Annotated in this window: 18 protein-coding genes and 3 tRNA genes; 4 read left to right on the forward strand and 17 right to left on the reverse strand. The window is 38.9% G+C overall.

All coding sequences use genetic code 11. The annotated features are described in order from the left end of the window. Nucleotides 1-2: 2 nt before the first annotated feature. Entirely contained in the window at nt 3-1,082 is a 1,080-nt protein-coding gene (locus HCG49_RS16425; protein ID WP_168470608.1) for a mannose-1-phosphate guanylyltransferase, read from the reverse strand. Nucleotides 1,083-1,094: 12 nt separating this feature from the next. Further along, nucleotides 1,095-1,697, reverse strand: coding sequence for a SprT-like domain-containing protein (locus tag HCG49_RS16430; protein ID WP_168470609.1), 603 nt, complete (start codon nt 1,695-1,697; stop codon nt 1,095-1,097). A 192-nt stretch (nt 1,698-1,889) separates the two neighbouring features. On the opposite strand from HCG49_RS16430, the gene HCG49_RS16435 reads away from it, so the two are divergent. Beyond that, nucleotides 1,890-2,951 (forward strand): AI-2E family transporter, encoded by a 1,062-nt coding sequence (locus tag HCG49_RS16435; RefSeq protein WP_168470610.1) that lies wholly within the window; start codon nt 1,890-1,892, stop codon nt 2,949-2,951. A gap of 172 nt (nt 2,952-3,123) precedes the next feature. Here HCG49_RS16435 and HCG49_RS16440 read toward each other — a convergent pair whose 3' ends face one another. The 6 genes from HCG49_RS16440 to porV form a co-directional block, all read right to left on the reverse strand. Then, entirely contained in the window at nt 3,124-3,804 is a 681-nt protein-coding gene (locus HCG49_RS16440) for an SDR family NAD(P)-dependent oxidoreductase (RefSeq protein WP_168470611.1), read from the reverse strand. Next, complete coding sequence (locus tag HCG49_RS16445; protein ID WP_168470612.1) at nt 3,804-4,829, reverse strand: M28 family metallopeptidase; 1,026 nt, start codon at nt 4,827-4,829, stop codon at nt 3,804-3,806. The genes HCG49_RS16440 and HCG49_RS16445 overlap by 1 nt, the downstream gene beginning before the upstream one ends. A 112-nt stretch (nt 4,830-4,941) precedes the next feature. Continuing rightward, entirely contained in the window at nt 4,942-6,561 is a 1,620-nt protein-coding gene (locus HCG49_RS16450; RefSeq protein WP_168470613.1) for a pyruvate dehydrogenase complex dihydrolipoamide acetyltransferase, read from the reverse strand. A gap of 4 nt (nt 6,562-6,565) precedes the next feature. After that, complete coding sequence (pdhA, locus tag HCG49_RS16455) at nt 6,566-7,564, reverse strand: pyruvate dehydrogenase (acetyl-transferring) E1 component subunit alpha (protein WP_168470614.1); 999 nt, start codon at nt 7,562-7,564, stop codon at nt 6,566-6,568. A 196-nt stretch (nt 7,565-7,760) separates the two neighbouring features. Further along, nucleotides 7,761-8,243, reverse strand: coding sequence for a cytidine deaminase (gene cdd, locus HCG49_RS16460; protein ID WP_168470615.1), 483 nt, complete (start codon nt 8,241-8,243; stop codon nt 7,761-7,763). Nucleotides 8,244-8,341: 98 nt separating this feature from the next. Further along, nucleotides 8,342-9,478 carry a type IX secretion system outer membrane channel protein PorV gene (gene porV / locus HCG49_RS16465; RefSeq protein ID WP_168470616.1) on the reverse strand — a complete coding sequence of 379 codons (1,137 nt, stop codon included), beginning with the start codon at nt 9,476-9,478 and terminating at the stop codon, nt 8,342-8,344. Between the two features lie 437 nt (nt 9,479-9,915). Between porV and gldJ the strand changes: the two genes are divergently transcribed. Together gldJ and HCG49_RS16475 are read left to right on the forward strand one after the other, a co-directional pair. Continuing rightward, a complete protein-coding gene (gldJ, locus tag HCG49_RS16470; RefSeq protein ID WP_168470617.1) occupies nt 9,916-11,574 on the forward strand; it encodes a gliding motility lipoprotein GldJ in 1,659 nt (552 codons plus the stop codon). Between the two features lie 63 nt (nt 11,575-11,637). After that, the gene (locus HCG49_RS16475) at nt 11,638-12,909 is read left to right on the forward strand and encodes a UDP-N-acetylmuramoyl-tripeptide--D-alanyl-D-alanine ligase (protein WP_168470618.1); all 1,272 of its coding nucleotides are present in this window, start codon (nt 11,638-11,640) and stop codon (nt 12,907-12,909) included. Nucleotides 12,910-12,940: 31 nt separating this feature from the next. Here the strand turns inward: HCG49_RS16475 and HCG49_RS16480 are convergent. The 9 genes from HCG49_RS16480 to HCG49_RS16520 all read right to left on the reverse strand — a co-directional run bounded on the left by HCG49_RS16480 (nt 12,941) and on the right by HCG49_RS16520 (nt 20,019). Beyond that, nucleotides 12,941-13,015, reverse strand: a tRNA-Val gene (locus HCG49_RS16480). Between the two features lie 122 nt (nt 13,016-13,137). Further along, nucleotides 13,138-14,619 carry an arylsulfatase gene (locus HCG49_RS16485; RefSeq protein ID WP_168470619.1) on the reverse strand — a complete coding sequence of 494 codons (1,482 nt, stop codon included), beginning with the start codon at nt 14,617-14,619 and terminating at the stop codon, nt 13,138-13,140. 180 nt (nt 14,620-14,799) lie between these two features. Further along, a tRNA-Val gene (locus HCG49_RS16490) sits at nt 14,800-14,874 on the reverse strand. Between the two features lie 80 nt (nt 14,875-14,954). Then, nucleotides 14,955-15,029 (reverse strand) — tRNA-Val (locus HCG49_RS16495). Nucleotides 15,030-15,124: 95 nt separating this feature from the next. Next, the gene (locus HCG49_RS16500; protein WP_168470620.1) at nt 15,125-16,336 is read right to left on the reverse strand and encodes a bifunctional folylpolyglutamate synthase/dihydrofolate synthase; all 1,212 of its coding nucleotides are present in this window, start codon (nt 16,334-16,336) and stop codon (nt 15,125-15,127) included. 118 nt (nt 16,337-16,454) lie between these two features. Then, nucleotides 16,455-17,354, reverse strand: a complete 900-nt coding sequence (locus HCG49_RS16505) for an energy transducer TonB (RefSeq protein WP_168470621.1) — start codon at nt 17,352-17,354, stop codon at nt 16,455-16,457. Beyond that, a complete protein-coding gene (locus HCG49_RS16510) occupies nt 17,354-17,740 on the reverse strand; it encodes an ExbD/TolR family protein (RefSeq protein WP_168470622.1) in 387 nt (128 codons plus the stop codon). The genes HCG49_RS16505 and HCG49_RS16510 overlap by 1 nt, the downstream gene beginning before the upstream one ends. Before the next feature lie 10 nt (nt 17,741-17,750). Further along, entirely contained in the window at nt 17,751-18,443 is a 693-nt protein-coding gene (locus HCG49_RS16515; RefSeq protein ID WP_168470623.1) for a MotA/TolQ/ExbB proton channel family protein, read from the reverse strand. Between the two features lie 349 nt (nt 18,444-18,792). After that, entirely contained in the window at nt 18,793-20,019 is a 1,227-nt protein-coding gene (locus HCG49_RS16520) for a Glu/Leu/Phe/Val dehydrogenase dimerization domain-containing protein (protein ID WP_168470624.1), read from the reverse strand. Between the two features lie 245 nt (nt 20,020-20,264). Between HCG49_RS16520 and HCG49_RS16525 the strand changes: the two genes are divergently transcribed. Next, entirely contained in the window at nt 20,265-21,407 is a 1,143-nt protein-coding gene (locus HCG49_RS16525) for an acyl-CoA dehydrogenase family protein (protein WP_168470625.1), read from the forward strand. Nucleotides 21,408-21,484: the final 77 nt, after the last annotated feature.

Consider the following 21,484-nt stretch of genomic DNA (forward strand, 5'->3'; position numbering starts at 1 on the left):
TATTAAATATATTGATCCCCAAATTTCTCTTTTACTCCGGAAAGCACCTTTTTGATATCTTGTTCTTTGGACTTAGGGTATATCAAAAGCACCTCTTCTTTGTCTACAATAATATAATCGTTTAGTCCGTCTACAACCACTATTTTCCCTTTAGGGGAGCGGATAATATTCCCTGTGGAGTTCTCGGAAAGTAACCGACAATTAACGACGGCATTATTGTGTTCGTCCTTTTCCAATTTATCGTACAAAGACCCCCAGGTCCCCAGATCGTTCCAATCGAAGTTAGCCGGTAACACGTAAATATTTTTAGCAGGCTCCAAAATAGCATAATCTATGGACACATTATCGGCTTTGGGATATTGTTGTTTAATAAAAGCTTGTTCATCGTCTGTATTTAAAACCGGAATCCCGACTTCAAATAAAGAATATTGTTGGGGTTGATAATTTTTAAAAGCATCTAATATAGCCTTCGCGCTCCACATAAAAATCCCTGCATTCCACAAAAAATTCCCTTGAGAGATAAATTCCCTAGCCGTATTATAATCGGGTTTTTCCCTAAATTGAAGAACATTTTTTAAATTCTCATCTTTCCCTTTTTCATATTCTATATATCCAAAACCAGTATTGGGAAAAGTAGGTTTTATACCTAAGGTACACAACACACTTTCTTTTTCACATCGGTCAAAGCATTCAATTACATCCTTAGAAAAGGCTTCTTCATCTTCTATCCAATGATCACTTGGAGCCACTATCATAACAGCATCGGGATCCATCTTCTGTATTTTTAAAGCAGCATATAATATACAAGGAGCAGTATTGCGCATTGCCGGCTCTAAAACTAATTGCGAGGGCTTAACCATTGGTAATTGCTGCAAAACCAAGTCGTTGTATCGCTCATTGGTCAATACCAGTATATTTTCTTTGGGAATAAAATCAGAAAGTCTTTTAAAAGTTTTTTGCAACAGGGTTTCCCCGGACCCCAACATGTCGTGAAACTGTTTTGGGAACTCGGAGGTACTTGTTGGCCAGAACCTAGATCCAATGCCACCTGCCATTAAAACCGCATAATAATTTTTCTTCATTAAATAATGCATTTAACTTTTTATCAACTCTACTTCTGCGTTTGGCTGAAAGAGATAAACCTTCCCCGTTGCCATCTCAACGCACTCGTAGCGTTTTATTTTTTTATACTTTTTCTGAAATAACTTCCCGTTATATATTCTAAAAATACTGTCATGTGGCAATTCAAATATATAACTGAGCTTCCTTTCTATATCATCAAACTGTTTTAAAGCCAAGGACAAACGTGCATCCGTATCACTGCTAGCTTTCGGATTCTTAAAATGATTGGCTAGGAACGGTAACAGTTCAGAAGGGAATATTTCAGGACGAAGGAAAGGTAACATTAAATACTGAAAAGTTTTCTTCCATTCCAAACCGTGTGGCTTAATGTTATAACCATATTTCTCAAAAGCCATTAAATGCGCTATTTCATGAATCAATGTGACTAAAAACCGGTACTTATTAAGGCTGGCATTAACGGTTATTTGATGGGAACCATTAGGCCTTCTCCTATAATCCCCATGCCTAGTAACCCTTTGATTAACAATTTTAAGGTTAACCCCAAATTGCTTTATTAATTCCAAACATGGACTCACTGCCCTTTCTGGTAGATACTTTTCTAAGATGCCCTGCATACCCGCAAAAATAGAAATTTTAAAATCCGTTTTGAATGTGCTCCTCGATATTTAAATAAATTAGTCAACACCAGACATAAAAACTATAATTTACAGCCTTTTTTAGATTTTAATTAACGATTAAAGATAACATCTTTCACCTAACTTTGCACTTTCTAGTGCCAATAGCTTTTATAAACTCGAATTTAAGAAATGAATAGTATAAAAACCACCAATAAACTATTACTAATTATAGTGATCCCATTAGTATTTTATTTGCTGAAACTATTATCGTTCATCTTCATACCTTTGGTATTTTCTATGTTCATAGCCCTCTTGTTTTTACCTTTAATGAGATGGTTGAGCAAAAAAAAACTACCTAGACCCTTTAGTATTTTTATAGTAATCCTAATTATCATAGGGGCTTTAAAAATTGGAGGCGAACTGATACAACTTACCAGCAAAGAAATCTTATCTAGCGATAAAGCTTTCCTTGAAAAGGCCGAACCAAAACTAAAGACCTTATTAGTTGGTATGGAAGAATACTTCGGTATTCCTTATTCTGAGGACGAATCTATCTTTAACAATATAGTTCCCAAGGAAAGTATTGTTAAAAACTTTAGCTCCACCCTTAATTTTCTGGGGAATACATTGACGATGACCTTAATGACTGTATTTTTCGTCGTTCTTTGGCTAGCAGAATCCATCAATGTTCAAAAATTGATGAATAGCACCATATTGAAGCAAAAACACACTTCAGTAAAGGCTTTTATGAAAATTGAAAATGACCTTATAAAATTTATCAAGGTTAAATTCCTCGTAAGTTTGTTTACAGGAATCGGCACTGGAATTGCCTGTGTTGTTTTCGATGTTAGTTTCCCTATTTTCTGGGGACTATTTGCCTTTGCTATTAACTTTATACAAATGGTAGGATCATTTGCCACGGTAATCTTATTGAGTATTTTCGCCTTTGTGGAATTAGAACCGAGCAGTACTTTATTGTTCTTTACGCTTTCCATTACAGGAGTACAAGTACTATTTGGATCTATTTTGGAGCCTATTTTTATGGGTAAATCTTTTTCTATAAACATCATTACCGTATTGGTAATGTTAATGTTTTGGGGATTTATCTGGGGGATTCCTGGACTTATAATGGCCATCCCAATAACGGTATTCCTAAAAATTATTTTAGAACAGTTTCCGCAAACAAAACTCATTGCCGATTTGCTTTCGGGATCGGGGCAACCTATCAATATACCGTTGAAAAAAAAATAATTATTTCTTAGAAATTATTCTAAAACCAACAATATAAACCCCCTAACGGATATCATAATATCCATTAGGGGGTTTCGAATTAATAGAAGATTTACCTCTGATACCACAACATCCCTCATCGTTGGTTTTGAGAAGATGCTGTTAACACACTTTTAAATAACACCTATCTAATCTAAGGGGTGCTATTAGAAACCTGCAACATCTTCCCATTGTACAATTTGTTTCCTGTTAAGGCAAAGTCCATAATATAACTAGCCATTTCCAAGGGCGATACTTGAGCCTCATATCCCGGAAAAGCTTCCTGCAGCATTTCTGTGTTTACCGCCCCCAAAGCCAAGACGTTAAAAGAAGGACCTGCTTCTTTAAATTCCTCTGCCCATAATTCTGTCAGTGTAATTACAGCTCCTTTACTAGAGCTATAGGCCGATAGACCGGGAAATTTCATGCTCCCTTGTACACCTCCCATAGAACTAATCGTAACCACATGCCCGGTTTTAGGCATTAATGGGATTATTTTTTTAGTCAATTCGGCCACCCCAAAGACATTTACCTTGTACACCGCCTCAAATTCCTCCATAGAAGATTCCAAAAAGGGCTTGTTCAACAATTTCCCAGCATTGTTGATAAGAACATCTACCTGATTCCAATTTTCGGCTAAAAAAGCATCCAATTTCGCATAGTCCGATGGTTTGGAAAGGTCAAAGGGAAAACTATAAATATTTTTGTTGTTCAGTGCCGCTATAGGCCCGTCGTTTCTCGACAAAGCCAAAACCTTGTGCCCTTGATCTGCAAACAACTTTGCCATTTCAAATCCTATCCCCCTACTGCTTCCTGTAATAATAATATTTGCCATTACTTATAACTTATTTCTTTTGTTGGTGCGTTGATGATTTTTTCCAGAACCGGAATCGTTCTATTTACCAATAAGCTCATGTGCTCCATATCGATCGCAGAAACCTCATCACCTACCTTGTGGTAATGGTCAAAATTGGTAAAATCGAAAGTACAAAATGTTTGAGACGGTACCCCAAAGGTTTCATGAAACGGATAATTGTCAGATCTTTTAAACAAATTATACTCCTTCGCGGTTGGCAAAAATCCAACCAGTTTATCCTTACCATAGGCGTTAAAAACCTCCGCTAAATTAGAGTTTTCATACCCAGTAACATACATCATATAGTCCTTATTGACCAAGGGAACCCCTACCATTTCAAAATTGAGCATGGTATATAAATCAAGCTCTTGTTCCTTCAATCGATCGGCTAAGTGCTTAGACCCTAAAAGCCCTTGTTCTTCCGCACTGAACAAGGCAAAAATAACAGATCGTTTATTGGCCTTGGTATGTCCAAAATAACGAGCGAACTCTAACACTGCAGTAGTTCCAGATCCATTATCATTAGCGCCATTAGCTATATCATCTCCGGCTACTCCGGCAATTCTACCGATATGGTCGTAATGCGCCCCAATGATAACATATTCATTTTTTAAGTTCTCATCGGTACCTTCGATATAACCAACCATATTAAAGGTTGTTTTCTCAAAATTAGCAAGGGTATCCCGATAGCTAGTAAAAAAAGGTGCTATCCCATAATTTTTAAAAAGGTCTTCTATATAGGCTGCAGCCTTATCTATACCTTCGCTTCCAGCTTCTCTTCCCTCTAGTTCGTCAGAAGCCAAATACCCCAAAATTTCGCCTACCCGTTCCTTCTTTGAAAATGCCAAAGGGGCCTCCAGATATTTTTCAACTGTGGTTATTTGATCTCCCTGGGCACTTCCCGTAGTAGGAGTTGATTTCTTTAGCGCGACTTCATTTGTATTATGAACCCCACAACTAGCTATTAATAGCAATAACAGTAAACTTTTAAAAATTCCCTTCATATCGTTGTTTATTATTGAATTAAATTTAACAAAAAAAGCATCCCGTACAGTAGGATGCTTTTTTGAATTATAATGTCCCGTCTTGAAAAAAATTGACGAATGAATTTATCATTTATGCTAACATAGTCACCGGATTCTCTAGATATGCTCTTAGCGTCTGTAAAAACTGAGCTCCTGTTGCTCCGTCTACAGTTCTATGATCACAAGCCAAAGTAACTTTCATAGTACTACCAACAACTATCTGACCATTTTTAACAACAGGTTTTTCTACGATCGCCCCTACGGACAAAATAGCAGAATTTGGTTGATTGATAATCGAAGTAAACTCGGTTATTCCAAACATTCCAAGGTTAGAAACGGTAAAAGTACTGCCTTCCATGTCTGCTGGAGCAATTTTTTTGTTTCTTGCCTTACCCGCCAAATCTTTAACAGAGGCACCTATTTGAGTTAAGCTCTGCTGATCTGCAAACTTAATCACAGGAACTAACAGACCATCCTCTACTGCCACGGCCACACCAATATGAACATGTTGGTTGTAACGTGTAGTATCGTTGTTCCATGAAGTATTTACCTGAGGGTGTTTTTTCAAAGCCATAGCACAAGCCTTAACCACCATATCGTTGAACGACACCTTAGTATCTGGCAGACTATTGATCTGTGATCTAGAAACTTTGGCATAATCCATATCGACCTCAATAGTCAAATAATAGTGTGGTGCCGAAAATTTAGACTCACCCAATCTTTTAGCGATTACTTTTCGCATTTGCGAATTCTTAACCTCAGTAGTGCTTTCTTCTCCTACAGCCAAAGCAATAGGCGCAGGGGCCGATGGCTTAGCTGCTTGGGTTGCAGCAGCAGTTGTTGGTGCAGCTTGTTTAGGCTGATATGCTTCCACATCTTTCTTCACAATTCTGCCCTGATCGCCAGTACCTTTTACATCTCTTAGGTTTATTCCTTTATCCTTGGCAATTTTCCTTGCCAATGGAGAAACAAAAACACGTTCACCATCTTGAGCAATAGCCTCGGTAGATGTTGCCGTTGGAGCTGCTTCCTTGGTTACTTTTTCAGTTTCTTTAGCAGCAGCCTGCTTTTTGGGAGCACTGCTTTTCCCAGCATTCAATACAGCATCTACATCGGTGCCTTTTGGCCCAATAACTGCTAATACTGAATCAACAGGAGCGGTTTCTCCTTCCTGAACTCCTACATATAATAGCACCCCAGAATAGAAAGATTCGAACTCCATGGTAGCTTTATCGGTTTCAATCTCCGCAAGGATATCACCTTCTTCAACATCATCCCCTACCTTTTTCAACCAACTGGCCACAGTACCTTCTTCCATGGTATCGCTTAGCCTAGGCATCTTAACAACCTCTACTCCTTCAGGAATATCTTGGTCGCTATCTTCATTGTTAACCTCTTCTTCGGCAGCCGCTTCCACAGTTTCTTCCACTTCTGCATTAGAAGCTCCGTTAATCAGTCCTGAAATATCCTCACCTTCTTCACCTATGATAGCCAAAAGAGAATCGACCGGTGCGGTATCGCCTTCTTTAATACCAATATATAACAATACCCCTTCATTGAAAGATTCGAACTCCATTGTAGCCTTATCTGTTTCAATTTCTGCTAGGATATCTCCTTCTTCTATGTTGTCTCCTACTTGTTTCAGCCACTTAGCAACAGTACCCTCCTCCATGGTATCGCTAAGTCGCGGCATGTTTATTACTTCTGCCATTTACTTATAGTTTATGTTGTACAAATGGAAAATCTTCTTGGTCGTATACCATGTCATACAATTGGTTTACTGGTGGATAATCCGATTCTTCCGCGAATTTCTCACATTCATTCACTAATTTCTTAACCCTTTTATCAATTCCTTTTATTTCCTCTTCTGTAGCGTAATTGTTTTCCTTGATTACGGCTAACACCTGAGAAATTGGGTCAATTTTTTTGTATTCCTCTACTTCTTCCTTCGTTCTATAATGCTGGGCATCAGACATAGAATGTCCTCTATACCTATACGTTTTCATTTCCAAGAAAGTAGGACCTCCTCCAGATCTAGCACGTTCTATAGCCTTGCTCATTTCCTTGGCAACGGTTACAGGATCCATACCATCTACAGGACCACATGGCATTTCGTAGCCCAATCCTAGTTTCCAAATTTCTGTAGAGTGTGAGGTTCTAGCGACAGAAGTACCCATAGCATACCCGTTGTTCTCACATATGAAAACTACTGGCAACTGCCATAACATAGCCAAGTTAAAGCTTTCGTGAAGCGCTCCTTGTCTTACCGCTCCGTCCCCCATATAACATAGGGTCACTGCATCTCTTTTAAAATACTTATCAGCAAAAGCCAATCCAGCTCCCAAAGGTATTTGTCCACCTACAATTCCGTGACCCCCGTAAAAACGGTGCTCCTTAGAAAAAATATGCATAGAGCCACCCATTCCTTTAGAAGTACCGGTAACTTTACCATATAATTCTGCCATTACATTCCTAGGATCGACTCCCATTCCTATCGGCTGAACATGATTCCTGTAAGCTGTGATCATCCTATCCTTAGTCAAATCCATTGCATGCAATGCTCCAGCAAGAACTGCTTCTTGACCATTGTACAAGTGTAAAAATCCACGAACTTTTTGTTGAATGTATACTGCAGCTAGTTTATCTTCAAACTTTCTCCAGAACAACATGTCCTCATACCATTTAAGGTAGACCTCTTTGGTTACTTTTTCCATTAATTGTTGATTTTGTAATATTTCCCTTTACCCAATACCTGGTTATGATAAAAACGGAGAACAAAAATACATATATAATTCAACAGGAAAAAAATTTAAATAAAAAGCTTTTCATAAAGCTATAATCTGAACCAAATTCAGCTATTTTTAAGAAAAATTCAAAAATAGGATTCAAAAAAAGGCAATAAACAATTTTTTATAGGAAAGACTTGTTAAAGGCAAGTGGAAGAATATCAGAAATAGACTGACACTTAAGTACCTCCCCTGTTTCTCCCATCAAAATTATAGCAATGGGTTGCTCTTGTTTTACTTCATATTCTGAAATAACCTGTCTACAACTCCCGCAAGGGGCAGCTGGTTTATCCATACAATAATTTTGGGAGGTGGCACTAATGGCAATACTTCTAATAATTGTACCTGGATATTTTGCCGAGGCGTAAAATATGGCTACTCTTTCTGCACATAGTCCTGCAGGATAACAGGCGTTTTCCTGATTGTTTCCGATCACCACTTCCCCGTTATCTAATAAAATAGCAGCGCCGACATTAAATTTTGAATAGGGCGAATAGGCATCATTCCGGGCATTTATGGCAGCTTCCATTAATTCTTGATCCTTCTGTTCCAATTCATCCTTCGTCTCATAAACCATAAGATCGAAACTTATTTTCTGCTTTTTCATGGACTACACCTTATATATTATGGGCTAAATTTAGTAAAAAACCACCTAAAAACAGTTGTTGGCTATGACTCCTATACTTCCTGACCACAGCCATTTCCCTACAACGCTTGTCCTAAGTTAAAGGTAAGAGAGAAGCGTAGGGTATTCTCTAATGGATTTCTTACTTGTGAGGTAGAGAATAGATATGACAAATCTATTTCAGCAGATTTAAATCTGAAGCCAGCTCCTAGGGTAAAGTATTTACGAGACCCTTTTAATTCGCTTTCGTGAAAGTACCCGGTCCTTAACATAAACGATTCCTGGTAGACGTATTCTGCTCCAAGCGCCCATGTAATTTCTTTTAGCTCCTCATTAAATCCACCTGGTGCATCATTAAAAGATTTAAAGACACCTTCAAAAAAAGTAATGTTTTGGTATTCTTCATTATCTACTTCATTAATTTTCCCATCGTCATTAAAATCTTTCGGAGTTGGCACCAATAATTTATTAAACTCTGTAGTAACAGAGACTACATTGTCAAAATCTAAAATGAAATCGAAACCAAGTCCAACTTTTAAATTGGTCGGCAAAAAGTTTTCCTGTCCTCCGTTATCGTATTTAATCTTTCCCCCAAGATTAGAAAGGTTAAAGCCCGCTCTCCAACGCCCATCAAAAGTATTGTAAGCCCTTTCGCGTGACTTGTAATATCCTGCAACATCAACAGCGAAGGAACTAGCCGCTCTAGAATCTTCAAAACCATCATCGGGCAGCTTTAAATTGGAACTGATAAAACGCCCCCCTACGGCCATAGAAAAAGTTTCACTGAGCTTTAAGGAATAAGACCCATCAAAAGCAACCTCATTAGGCTTGGCAGGCCTTCCCGGATCCCCGGCAAATTGCCTTAGCTCTATCTCCCCAAGAGTAAAATACCGTATTCCAAAAGCATAGGCACTCCGATCATTTATTTTACTAAAAAAACCAGCACTTAACAAGGATATGTCGGTAATGATACTTTCTAAATATGGAGTATAACTTAAGCCTAGTCCCGTTCTCACTTTAGAAAAGGCGAATTTTGCCGGATTCCATTGTTGTGAAAAAGCATCTGCAGAAGTAGCTACTCCCATATCGCCCATACCAGATGCCCGCGCATCAGCAGCGATGGTTAAAAATGGAACTGCAGTAGTAATAACCCGCTCTTCCTGAGCCGCAACTTTCCCCATAAACACTATAAGAACCAGTGTTAATATTTTTCTCATTTCCCCCATTATAATGTAGTAGTTTTCTATAAAAAACGTAAATCTAGTTAAAACTAATAAAACCTAACCGTAACAATGAAACGATCTTTTTCAACATATCTTGTGCAAACAACCGCTTTTTTTAAAGAATTCTGCTCCTTAGTTATAAATAGAGATAAACATTATTAATTTTACGGCCCAATTAAGAATCTCTTTTTTAATTTTACAGATTTCTTGGGAAGAAAAAATAAAAGTCCATACTATATTATATTTTAAGCCGTTATTCTTGTGAAGCGTCGGCATTAAGCCATAGATTTATTTCGTAAAATATCAGACCAGTGATAAAATATTCTATCTTAATTGCCGTTTTATAAGCCGATAGCGCCAGAAATTTTTAACAAAAATAAGAACAACAATCCCATTTAACAGTGGTTTGTTTTTGAACACAAGTCCAAATTATGAAAAAACAATTCATCAAAGTTGTACTTTCTTTCGCAGTGATTGCAGGTGGTTTTACAAGTTGTAAAAACTCCTCGTCCAAAAATGTCTCGAGAGCCACCGGCTGGAAGATCAATGCCAAAGAAGGTGGATTTCAGTACAATTCAGACTTTAAAGAGCAAGCAACAGCTCCAGGCCTGGTTTTTATTGAAGGAGGTACATTTACAAAAGGCCAGGTACAGGATGATGTGATGCACGATTGGAACAACACCCCTACTTCACAACATGTGCAATCTTTTTACATGGATGAAACAGAGGTCACAAACGTTATGTATCTGGAATATTTGGATTACCTAAAAAGCGTATACCCCCCATCGGATTCTAAGTATGCCCACATTTACACCGGAGCCTTACCAGATACCTTGGTATGGAGAAATCGGTTAGGCTTTAACGAAACGATGACCAATAATTACCTGCGCCACCCTGCTTATGCGGAATATCCTGTGGTTGGGGTAAATTGGATACAAGCAACTCAATTTGCGGAATGGAGAACAGACCGTGTAAACGAGATTATGCTTGAAAGGGAAGGATACCTATCCAAGGATGCCAAATACAAGGTGATTTCTGGCGAAGTAGAAGGCGGTTTTAGCACCGAAGCCTATTTAAACAGACCAGAATCTGTATACAACGGCCAAATAGATTCGCTTCAGGGAAAAAGAAAGAAAGATTCCATTTCTTCTTTTGCCAAAAGAAGTAGCGGTATTATTTTACCAGAATACAGATTGCCTACAGAAACCGAATGGGAATATGCCGCCCAAGCACAGATTGGCAATAGAGAATACAACAATTACAAGGGAAGAAAAAAATATCCTTGGGCCGGCGATTATACCAGAAACGGTCAGCGTGTAGGCAGAGGAGACCAATTAGCTAATTTCAAACAAGGAAAAGGTGATTATGGTGGTATTGCAGGATGGTCCGACGACGGAGCAGACATTACCGCAGAAGTGAAATCATACAAACCTAACGATTTTGGCCTTTACGATATGGCCGGTAACGTTGCCGAATGGGTGGCAGATGTATACAGACCTATTGTAGACGATGAAATAAGCGACTTTAATTATTTTAGAGGAAACGTGTACATGAAAACAGCTATCGGAAAAGACGGCAAGGTACATGTCATAAGAGACTCAATCGTATACGACACCCTTCCTAACGGAAAGATCATGGCCGTCAATTTACCCGGAGAAATAAAAATGGTTCCAGTTGGAGAAGAAGAAACTTTTTTAAGAACCAATTTCTCCTCTAGTGACAACCGTGGTTATAGGGATGGCGAACCTGGATCTACCAGATTCTACGACCGTTTTAATGAAGATGATGATGAAGAAAATAAAATTAAAATGTACAACGCTCCCGTTAGCAAGGTTCAAGTAGACGAAAGAGGCGAACTCGTTAGGGCTTATGACAAATCTAACACCAGAACTTCCTTGATAAATGACGAGGTAAGAGTGTTTAAGGGAGGCTCATGGAGAGACAGAGCCTATTGGTTAGATCCAGCTCAAAGAAGATATCTGCCACAATACATGGCAACAGATTACATAGGTTTTAGATGCGCCATGTCTAGGGTCGGCTCAAAATCTAAGAGCAAAAACAAAACTCCAAGAGCTAAAAAAGTCAGATAAGAATTTCATAAATAATTCATAAGAAGCCCTTTTCAAAAAGGGCTTTTTTTATATCTTCGATTTATGACAATTGAAGCCCTACACCAACTCTTCTTAGAGTTTCCCAACATCTGTACGGACACCAGAAAAATTACCGACAGCTGTATTTTTTTCGCCTTAAAAGGCGATAATTTTAACGGTAACACCTATGCGCAAGAAGCCTTAAAAAAAGGTGCCTCTTATGCCGTAGTCGATGAAAAACTTACCGATCACCATGACAACATTATTGTCGTTAAGGACGTCCTTACCACCTTGCAACAACTTGCCCAAAGGCATAGGGATTATTGCAAAGCTACTGTTATCGCCCTTACTGGGAGCAACGGCAAAACAACTACCAAGGAACTGATTGCCGCGGTACTTTCCACAGAGTTTAAAACCATCGCCACAAAAGGCAATTTAAACAACCATATCGGTGTTCCTTTAACACTACTTACCATTACCCCTGAGACCGACATCGCTATCGTTGAAATGGGCGCCAACCACCCAAAAGAAATTGAATTCCTTTGTAACCTCGCCAAACCCGATTATGGTTATATAACCAATTTCGGAAAGGCACATTTAGAAGGCTTTGGAAGTGTTGAGGGCGTTATTAAGGCCAAGGGCGAGCTATACGATTACCTTATACTAAACAAAAAACACATTTTCTTTAACGGAGACGACCCAATACAAACCAATAGACTTCACTCATACCCTCATAAATCGGGCTATAGCGATAATAAACAATACTATCCCATTACATTTATAGATGCCGATCCGTTTGTGCGCTTAACCGTAGAAAATTTAACCATACAAACTCAATTGGTAGGGCGTTATAATTTTACAAATTGCTGTGCCGCTATTTTAATAGGACACTATTTTAAAATAAAATTAGACCTCATTAAACAAGGCATAGAAAACTATTCTCCTCAAAACAACCGCTCCCAAATTATAGAGAAAGATGGCTACCAAATTGTTTTGGATGCCTATAATGCCAATCCCACAAGCATGAAACTGGCTTTGGAAAATTTTAAGGAACTAAAAGCGAGCAATAAGGTTGTTTTTTTAGGTGATATGTTTGAACTAGGAAGCTCATCAGAAAAAGAACATCAAGAATTATCAGATCTTGCCATAAGCATGAATTTTAATGCCCTGTTTTTGGTAGGTGAAAACTTTAACAAAACACAAAACAGCCTTACCAAGTACAGATCGTTTGATGAGTTGGCACAATATTTAAAAGCAACAAAGCTTGAAAAGTCCACTATTCTGATCAAAGGTTCTAGAGGCATGGCCCTAGAACGAATACTGGAACTGCTGTAGAAAATAGCAGTGTAAAAGAAAATTATTGTAGTGGGACATACTGGATTCGAACCAGTGACCTCTGCCCTGTCAAGGCAGCGCTCTAAACCAACTGAGCTAATACCCCATTAAATTATTACCGCAACAAACATACATCAAAATAAAGTAACTGTCTAAAATTCTTTTTAAAAAATTTAGACAGTTACCATAACATACTAGTCGTTGCTAAAAGCTGTAAACCTACCTTTATTAGGAGTTTCCAAAACTAAACACCTTAGAAGGGGTTCTTGCCTCACGGAGTATTTTGTCTATTTTTTCAACAATTTCAGGATACTCATCCGCCACATTATTTTCCTCCTTCACATCCTTAGAAAGGTCATAAAGCTCCAATTTTGCTGAAGGATTTTTCAATACATTATATTTTACAGCCTTCCAATCGCCCATTCTCACTGCCTGTCTACCACCTAACTCATGAAATTCCCAATACAGATATTCATGCGTTTGTTGCTGCGCTTCATTCCCCAATAAAGTCGGTAAAAAAGAAATACCATCTAAACCATTTTTCTTTTCCTGCCCTGTAATTTCCACGACTGTAGGAAATACATCCCAGAAAGCCGACACATGTGACGTTTTAGAACCTTCCTTAATTTTTCCTGGCCATTTAACGATCATTGGAACACGAATCCCACCTTCGTATAAATCTCTCTTATATCCTTTAAGAGATGCATTGCTATTAAAATAATCCGGGTCTGCACCACCTTCTTTATGAGGACCGTTATCGGAAGCAAAAATAATTATGGTATTGTCTGCGATCCCTAAATCTTCTACCTTCTTCATAATTTCGCCTACTTGTTCATCCAACAAGGTAATCATGGCTGCAAAGGCCGCCCTGGGTTCTGGCTGCGAACCGTACCCCCCAATTTTATAACCACGACCACTATCTACGCCTTTATAAGGTTTTTCAGGGGCAAATTTCCCACTAAACTTGTTGTGGATATCCTCTGGCACTACCAACTCTGCATGCGGAATTATAGAAGGCACATAAGCAAAGAAAGGAGTATCCTTATTCTCTTCTATAAATGCTATGGTTTTTTCATGAATAAGCGTCGGTGCATAGGTTCCTTTATTAAAACCAGCATTCGCAGGCAAGACAATAGAATCTTGATTTGACCATAAATGATACGGGTAATAGTTATGCCCAATCATTTGGCAATTATAACCGTAGAAAGTATCAAAACCTTGGTAGTTTGGATCTCCTTCGGAACCAGGATACCCAAGCCCCCATTTTCCAAAAGCACCTGTAGTATACCCTGCTTCTTTTAAAAGCTCAGCAATCGTATAAGTATCATCCGGAATCGGGTATTGTCCTTCTGGATTAATTTCATAATTCCCTCTTACCACAGTATGCCCTGTATGCATCCCCGTCATCAGTGCAGATCTAGAAGGTGCGCAGACGGTACTACCAGAGTAATGCTGGGAAAACAACATACCCTCAGCAGCCAATTTATCGATATTGGGAGTCTCAAATTTCTCTTGTCCATAGACACCGAGATCACCATACCCTAAATCATCGGCCAAAATATAAATAATATTCGGCTTCCCTACCCTTGCCGCATCTGTAGATGATATACTACTACCCTGGGCAACGGTAGACTTATTGTTTAAAAAATTACAGGAAACAAGCCCTAAAGCAGCAATAGACACTAGGACACTAACACTTTTAATATTCATTACAATCGTTTTAATTAACCAAACATACGAAGTTAACACAAGTCTAAATAAAACATTAGCCTCATATTAATTAAATCTAACAAATTTGTATGGATGTCTATATTTTACAACCTCATTCTAGAAAAAAGGTATAGTAACCAAAAAAGGCTCCCAATTTCTTGGAAGCCTTTTCTTTTACTGTGGGCCCTACTGGATTCGAACCAGTGACCCCCTGCTTGTAAGGCAGGTGCTCTGAACCAACTGAGCTAAGAGCCCTCTCTCGAGGATTGTATTTCAGTCTTTCGACTTTGATAAAAAGAAGCTTCCAATTTTACTTAGAAGCTTCCTTCTTATCGTGGGCCCTACTGGATTCGAACCAGTGACCCCCTGCTTGTAAGGCAGGTGCTCTGAACCAACTGAGCTAAGAGCCCTCTTTCGAGGAGTGCAATTTCGGTTGCTATAACCGCGTTGCGAGTGCAAATGTAAGCTTGTTTTTCGTTTCACCAAAATAAAATCGAAAAAAAAATTAAATAATTTCTGCTACTACAAAAGTACTCCCTCCAACATAAATAAAATCGTCTTTACCCGCAGCCTTTTTTGCCGCCTCAAGCGCCTCATTTACAGAATTATAACTCAAGCCAACCAAACCAAACCCATTGGCACGGGCCTTTAACACCGATTCATCTAGTCCTCTTAAAATATTTGGTTTACAAAAGTAATAGGTGGCATTTTTTGGAAAAAGAGGAAAAACCCGCTCCAAATCCTTCTCCTTTACAAACCCCAACACCATATGTAAGTTACCGTATTGTTGTTGCTTTAATTGTTCCATAACTATGGTCAGCCCTTCCGTATTATGAGCTGTATCGCAAACTACGGTCGGTTCACTCCCTAAAAGCTGCCAACGCCCCAAAAGGCCAGTATTCTTCACCACATTCATCAATCCATCCTTAATATGACTTTCCCGTACATCAAATCCTTTTAGCTCCTTAATAGCCGCCACAACTCCCTTGATATTTTTGGACTGATAATTTCCCAACAAAGATGTTTTATACTTTCCAGGAGTTACTTCACTCCCAAAAATAATTTTGGCATTATTTTCATGGGCCACGGTACTAAATACTGCTGCCGTTTCTTTTTGAAGCTCACTGACAACTACCGGAACACCTTCCTTAATAATACCAGCTTTCTCAAAAGCTATTTTTTCGATAGTATCTCCCAATAAATCTACATGATCGTAACCGATATTGGTAATTAGGGATACTTCTGGCGTAATGATATTGGTAGAATCTAATCGCCCTCCCAATCCGACTTCTATAATCGCTATATCGATATTTTCCTTAACAAAATAATCAAAAGCCATTCCTACGGTCATCTCAAAAAACGACAAACTATGGGCTTCAAAGAACAATTTATTGTCCTTTATAAAATCTACGACAAAACCTTCTGAAACTGGGACACCATTAATTCGTATACGCTCCCTAAAGTCTTTTAAATGGGGGGAGGTATACAAGCCCACAGTATATCCGGCCTCCTGTAATATAGAGGCCAACATATGGCTACTAGACCCCTTACCATTGGTACCTGCCACATGAATACTTTTAAATTTTCTTTCGGGATGCCCCAAATAAGAGCTCAGCGCGTAAATATTATCTAGTTTGGCCTTAAAAGCCGAATTTCCGTTTTGCTGGTACATTGGAAGCTGGCTAAACATCCAATCCAGAGTCTCCTGATAGGTCATTTTGACGAATCTTTTTTTTAGAATTAAAATATTATCTCTTTTACACCCATTGTTCTAGGGTATAGAGCACTAAGTACTTTTGAGTAGTACACTGTTTTAAAAAAAATATAGAAAGGATTTATTCTCCAAGTTTAAAATTGACCACCACAAAACCTACCTGTTGGTTTGGCGCATTGGTATCCAAATTCCACTTATGCATAAAGGCTGTTTTCTTTGCGGGCTCTAACAAGCAAGGATGGTTATTGGTAGTCCCCTTCACTCCTGGCATGGCACTTACCACATTACCGTTTTTATCGACTATAATTTTCACCACTACCCTACCTTCTTCGTTGCACTCTTGTACCACCTTTCCCTTATTGACCAAGGATCTTCCACTAAGGCCATAGCCTGCTGATCCACTACCCGCGCCTGGGGCTCCATAGTAACTGGTAGCGTACGGATCTCCGTCTTGCTTCCCTTTGTCACCGGCCCGTTTATCGTCTCCTTCGCCACCAGCTGTAGTCCCTTCGGCCTTATTAATACCTCCTATCAAGGCATCGAGCTTGCTCTTTTTAGCCTCTTGTTCCTTTTTTAATTTTTCTTCTGCAGCCTTTTTTTCTTGGGCTAGCTTTTCGGCCTGGGCCTTTGCCTTATTAACTGCTTCCTCGGCTTTTCGTTTCTCTTCTTGCTGTTGTTTTATAAGCACAGATTCCTCATTTTCTTGCGTCAACAGTTTCTCTGTAGGCTTATCTTTTGCTATCTTTTCTTCAGGAATTTTATCTACTACCTTTTCTACTTTGGTTTCTTGAACCGCAGTTTCCTTTGGCGGTGTATTTACAGGTTCGGATTTTATCTTTTCTTTAGGCTGTACCCTACCACTACCAAATTCGGTAGTTCCAAAATTAATAGAAATACCCTTTTCTACCGGTGGGTCCATATAACTGAGTCCCACATAAAAAAGCAACAGCAACAATACACTTAACAACAAGGTTGTAAGGGTAAAGGATTTTTTCTTGTAAGGGGTATCTAATAATGACATTAGTTGGGTCGCACGGCCAAAATTACTTTATAATTATTCCTATTAGCTATATCCATAACATTCACAGCCTCTTTTAATGCTATACTTTCCGAAGCTCTTAGAATAATAGTAGGTTTATCTTGACCTTTGAGTGCCTTTTTTAATTCAATTTCTAAATATTCTCCATTTATCTTATCCTTATTGACAAAATACTCCAACTTCTCGTTAATACTCACCGATACATTTTGTGTATTGGTCGACTTCCCCTTTGCTTTAGGCAACAATAGATCTAAAGCGTTGGGAGAATTGGAGGTCAACATAAAAAAAACAAGCAACAAGAATACAATGTCCGTCATCGACGACATGCTAAAATCTGGGCTAACCTTATTTCTTCCTTTTAATTTCATATTATCTCCACTATAGCGGTTCGTTTAACAAGTCCAAAAACTCCACTGCTGTAGCTTCCATTTTGTGAATCACCTTATCTGTTCTATTTACCACATGGTTATACCCTATATACGCAATAATACCGACTACAAGACCAGCCACCGTGGTTGTCATGGCCGTATAAATACCCGATGCCAATAACCCCATCTCTGCCTGACCGCCACTGGAGGCCATTTCATGGAAAGCTAAAATCATACCGATAACGGTTCCTAAAAATCCAATCATTGGGGCAGCACCCGCTACCGTTGCTAAAACACTAACGTTTTTCTCTAATTTATATACCTCTAAGGTACCGGCATTTTCTATAGCCGTATTAATATCGTCTAAAGGCTTCCCGATTCTAGACACTCCCTTGGCCGTTAACCTGGCCACTGGCGAATCGGTCTGAGCGCATAACAATTTTGCTGCCTCTAGCTTTCCATTGGTAATATGATCTCGTATTTGGTTCATAAAATTGCTATCGATCTGAGAGGCCGCCTTGATGGCAAAAATCCGTTCAAAATAGATATACAATGCCACAAAGAGCATTACAAACAATACGGAGATGATCAGAATACTTCCTGTTCCACCATTAACTATTAAATCTATAACCGAAAGTGTCTTTTCTTCAGACAATACTTCCTCAATACCTGCCTCCTGAGTGAGGCCTTGAAACAATAACATATATTTACTTTATTAAAGTTGCCTTAATAACGGTGTTACCCGATTTATATTATGTGTTTAACACAAAATTCTTAATGAGCATAAAAGCAAGGGAAGCCGTCAAAAACCAACCATGCCAATTCCTTAAGATCCTAAATAATTCTTCTTTTCTGTTCCTTTAACTACCCCTTCGGCAGCAGAACCAATAATCAACATACAACCTCTTATTACAGTTTAGTAAGCCATATAATCCAAAACAGCGTTTCTACTCCTTCAGATATCATTTCATACTTCCCTACACCAAAGGTACATTATCTATCATTGCAGAACCAATACCTAAAAACAAAAAAGTTTCTATGATCCCCGAATACTAAATTAACTGCTTGAGTGCTATTTCAAAGCCTGTTTTACTAATATTCCGTTTGGTACTATTATTTTTATAAATATTCAATAATGCCTCTCTTATTGTTTGAGAGGTATCGTTAAATATTTTTTCATCGTCCATGGCCACTCTGCCTTCCATAAAATAAGCAAAGACACGTGCCATACCGCAATTTGAAATAAAATCGGGAATTAAGCTCAACCGTTCGTCGGTATATTCCATAATAGGCCCAAAGAAAATTTCCTTGTCTGCAAAAGGAACATTAGCGCCACAAGTTATAACTTCCAACCCTGTATCGATCATTTTTGAAACCTGTTCTTTGGTCACCAACCTAGAAGCCGCACATGGGGCAAATATTTCTGCAGGCAAGCTCCAGATTCTTTCATTGATTTCTTCAAAAGGAATCAGCTCCTTAGCCACAAGGGTATTCCCTTTTTTATTTAGGTATAAGTTCGTAATTTCTTCAAAAGAAAACCCTTCTTCCTTAATTATTCCCCCGTCCCTATCGATAATCCCAACGATCTTAGCCCCCATTTGGGACAAATAAAACGCAGCCGCAGCCCCTACATTACCAAAACCCTGTACAATGGCACGCTTTCCTACCACGGAACCCGAGTGTATATCGTAAAAATGCTTCACGGCTTCGGCTACTCCAAAACCGGTAATCATATCGGCTACCGTATATTTTCTTTGGGTAGAAGGAGAATACTTATTGCTCTCCAAAACCTTTATTACCCCCAGTCTTAACTGACCGATCCTATTTATTTTATCGGCCTCTGTGGGCTTAAAATGTCCGTTAAAGACTCCTTCTTGCGGGTGCCAAACCCCGGCATCTTCCGTAATAGGTATAACCTCGTGAATTTCATCGACATTTAAATCGCCTCCGGTCCCATAATAGCTTTTTAATAACGGAGCTACGGCATGATACCATCTTTTTAAAACCCCGCTTTTACGTGGATCATTGGGGTTAAAATTAATTCCAGATTTGGCCCCTCCGATCGGTGGGCCGGAAACTGTAAACTTCACCTCCATTGTTTTTGCCAAAGAAAGGACCTCATTCATGTCCAATCCCTCTCGCATACGAGTACCCCCTCCTGCAGCACCGCCGCGAAGTGAATTTATGACGGTCCAACCTTCTGCTTCGGTTTCAGGATCCTTCCAGTTAAAAACAATCTCAGGAGCTTTGTTTTCATATATCTGAAGTAACTTTTTCATTGTAATAGCTTAATTATTTGATTATAACACAATTATAGGCAAAATCTCATTTACCGTACCTTCTCGTAATTCATTGCTGCTACCGAAGCTAATGTTGTCTCATAATTTTAATTTAATCTTCAATAAAAAAAGTTTTCGACAAACAAATATATAAATATAGATTAGGATTTATAGTTTTTCTTAATCATAATTATTTCAATGGATACCCTTATATTTGATACAAACCACTTAAACTTTTTTAAACTATGAATTTTTCGCTAACAGAAGAACAAATAATGATACGCCAGGCCGCAAGGGATTTTGCCCAAAACGAATTACTCCCTGGGGTTATCGAAAGAGACGAAGCCCAAAAATTCCCTTCTGAAGAGGTGAAAAAAATGGGGGAATTAGGGTTCCTGGGGATGATGGTGGACCCTAAATACGGTGGTAGTGGACTAGACACTATATCTTACGTATTGGTTATGGAAGAGCTCTCCAAGATAGATGCCTCTGCTTCTGTTGTTGTATCTGTCAATAATTCATTGGTATGTTGGGGACTGGAACATTATGCTTCAGCAGCCCAAAAGGAAAAATTTTTAATCCCCTTGGCCAGCGGTAAGAGTATTGGTGCGTTTTGCTTGTCAGAACCCGAGGCCGGCAGTGATGCCACCTCACAAAAAACCACTGCCTTGGACAAGGGCGATCATTATATAGTAAACGGTACTAAGAACTGGATTACCAATGGTAATTCTGCCGAGGTATACCTTGTTATAGCACAAACAGACATTTCTAAAGGCCACAAAGGAATAAATGCCCTTATTATGACCAAGGATATGCCCGGGTTTGAAATAGGGCCGAAAGAAAACAAACTCGGAATACGCGGAAGCGATACCCATTCGTTGATTTTTAATGATGTTAAGGTCCCTAAAGAAAATAGGATCGGCGAAGATGGTTTCGGATTTAAGTTTGCCATGAAAACTTTGGCGGGCGGAAGAATCGGGATTGCCGCCCAAGCACTGGGTATAGCAGCCGGCGCCTATGAATTAGCTAAAAAATACTCAAAAGAACGAAAAGCTTTTGGAACTGAAATTATGAACCACCAAGCTATCGCCTTTAAACTTGCCGATATGCATACCCAAATTGAAGCCGCACGCCATTTGGTATACAAAGCCGCCTGGGACAAAGATCAGGGCAATGATTACGACCTTTCTGGAGCCATGGCAAAACTATACGCTTCACAAGTAGCCATGGATACCGCTATAGAAGCAGTACAAATTCATGGCGGAAATGGCTTTGTTAAAGATTATCACGTAGAACGATATATGAGAGATGCCAAAATCACCCAGATATATGAAGGTACATCGGAGATCCAAAAGATAGTCATCTCGAGAAGTATCTTAAAAAATTAGTATTAAAAATACCGCTATTACCTCAAAAACCAAATTCAGGAGTAGAGATTCTAATATCCATATCTACTCCTTAGTTT

Source organism: Arenibacter sp. 6A1, from assembly GCF_012272855.1.
Lineage (GTDB): Bacteria > Bacteroidota > Bacteroidia > Flavobacteriales > Flavobacteriaceae > Arenibacter.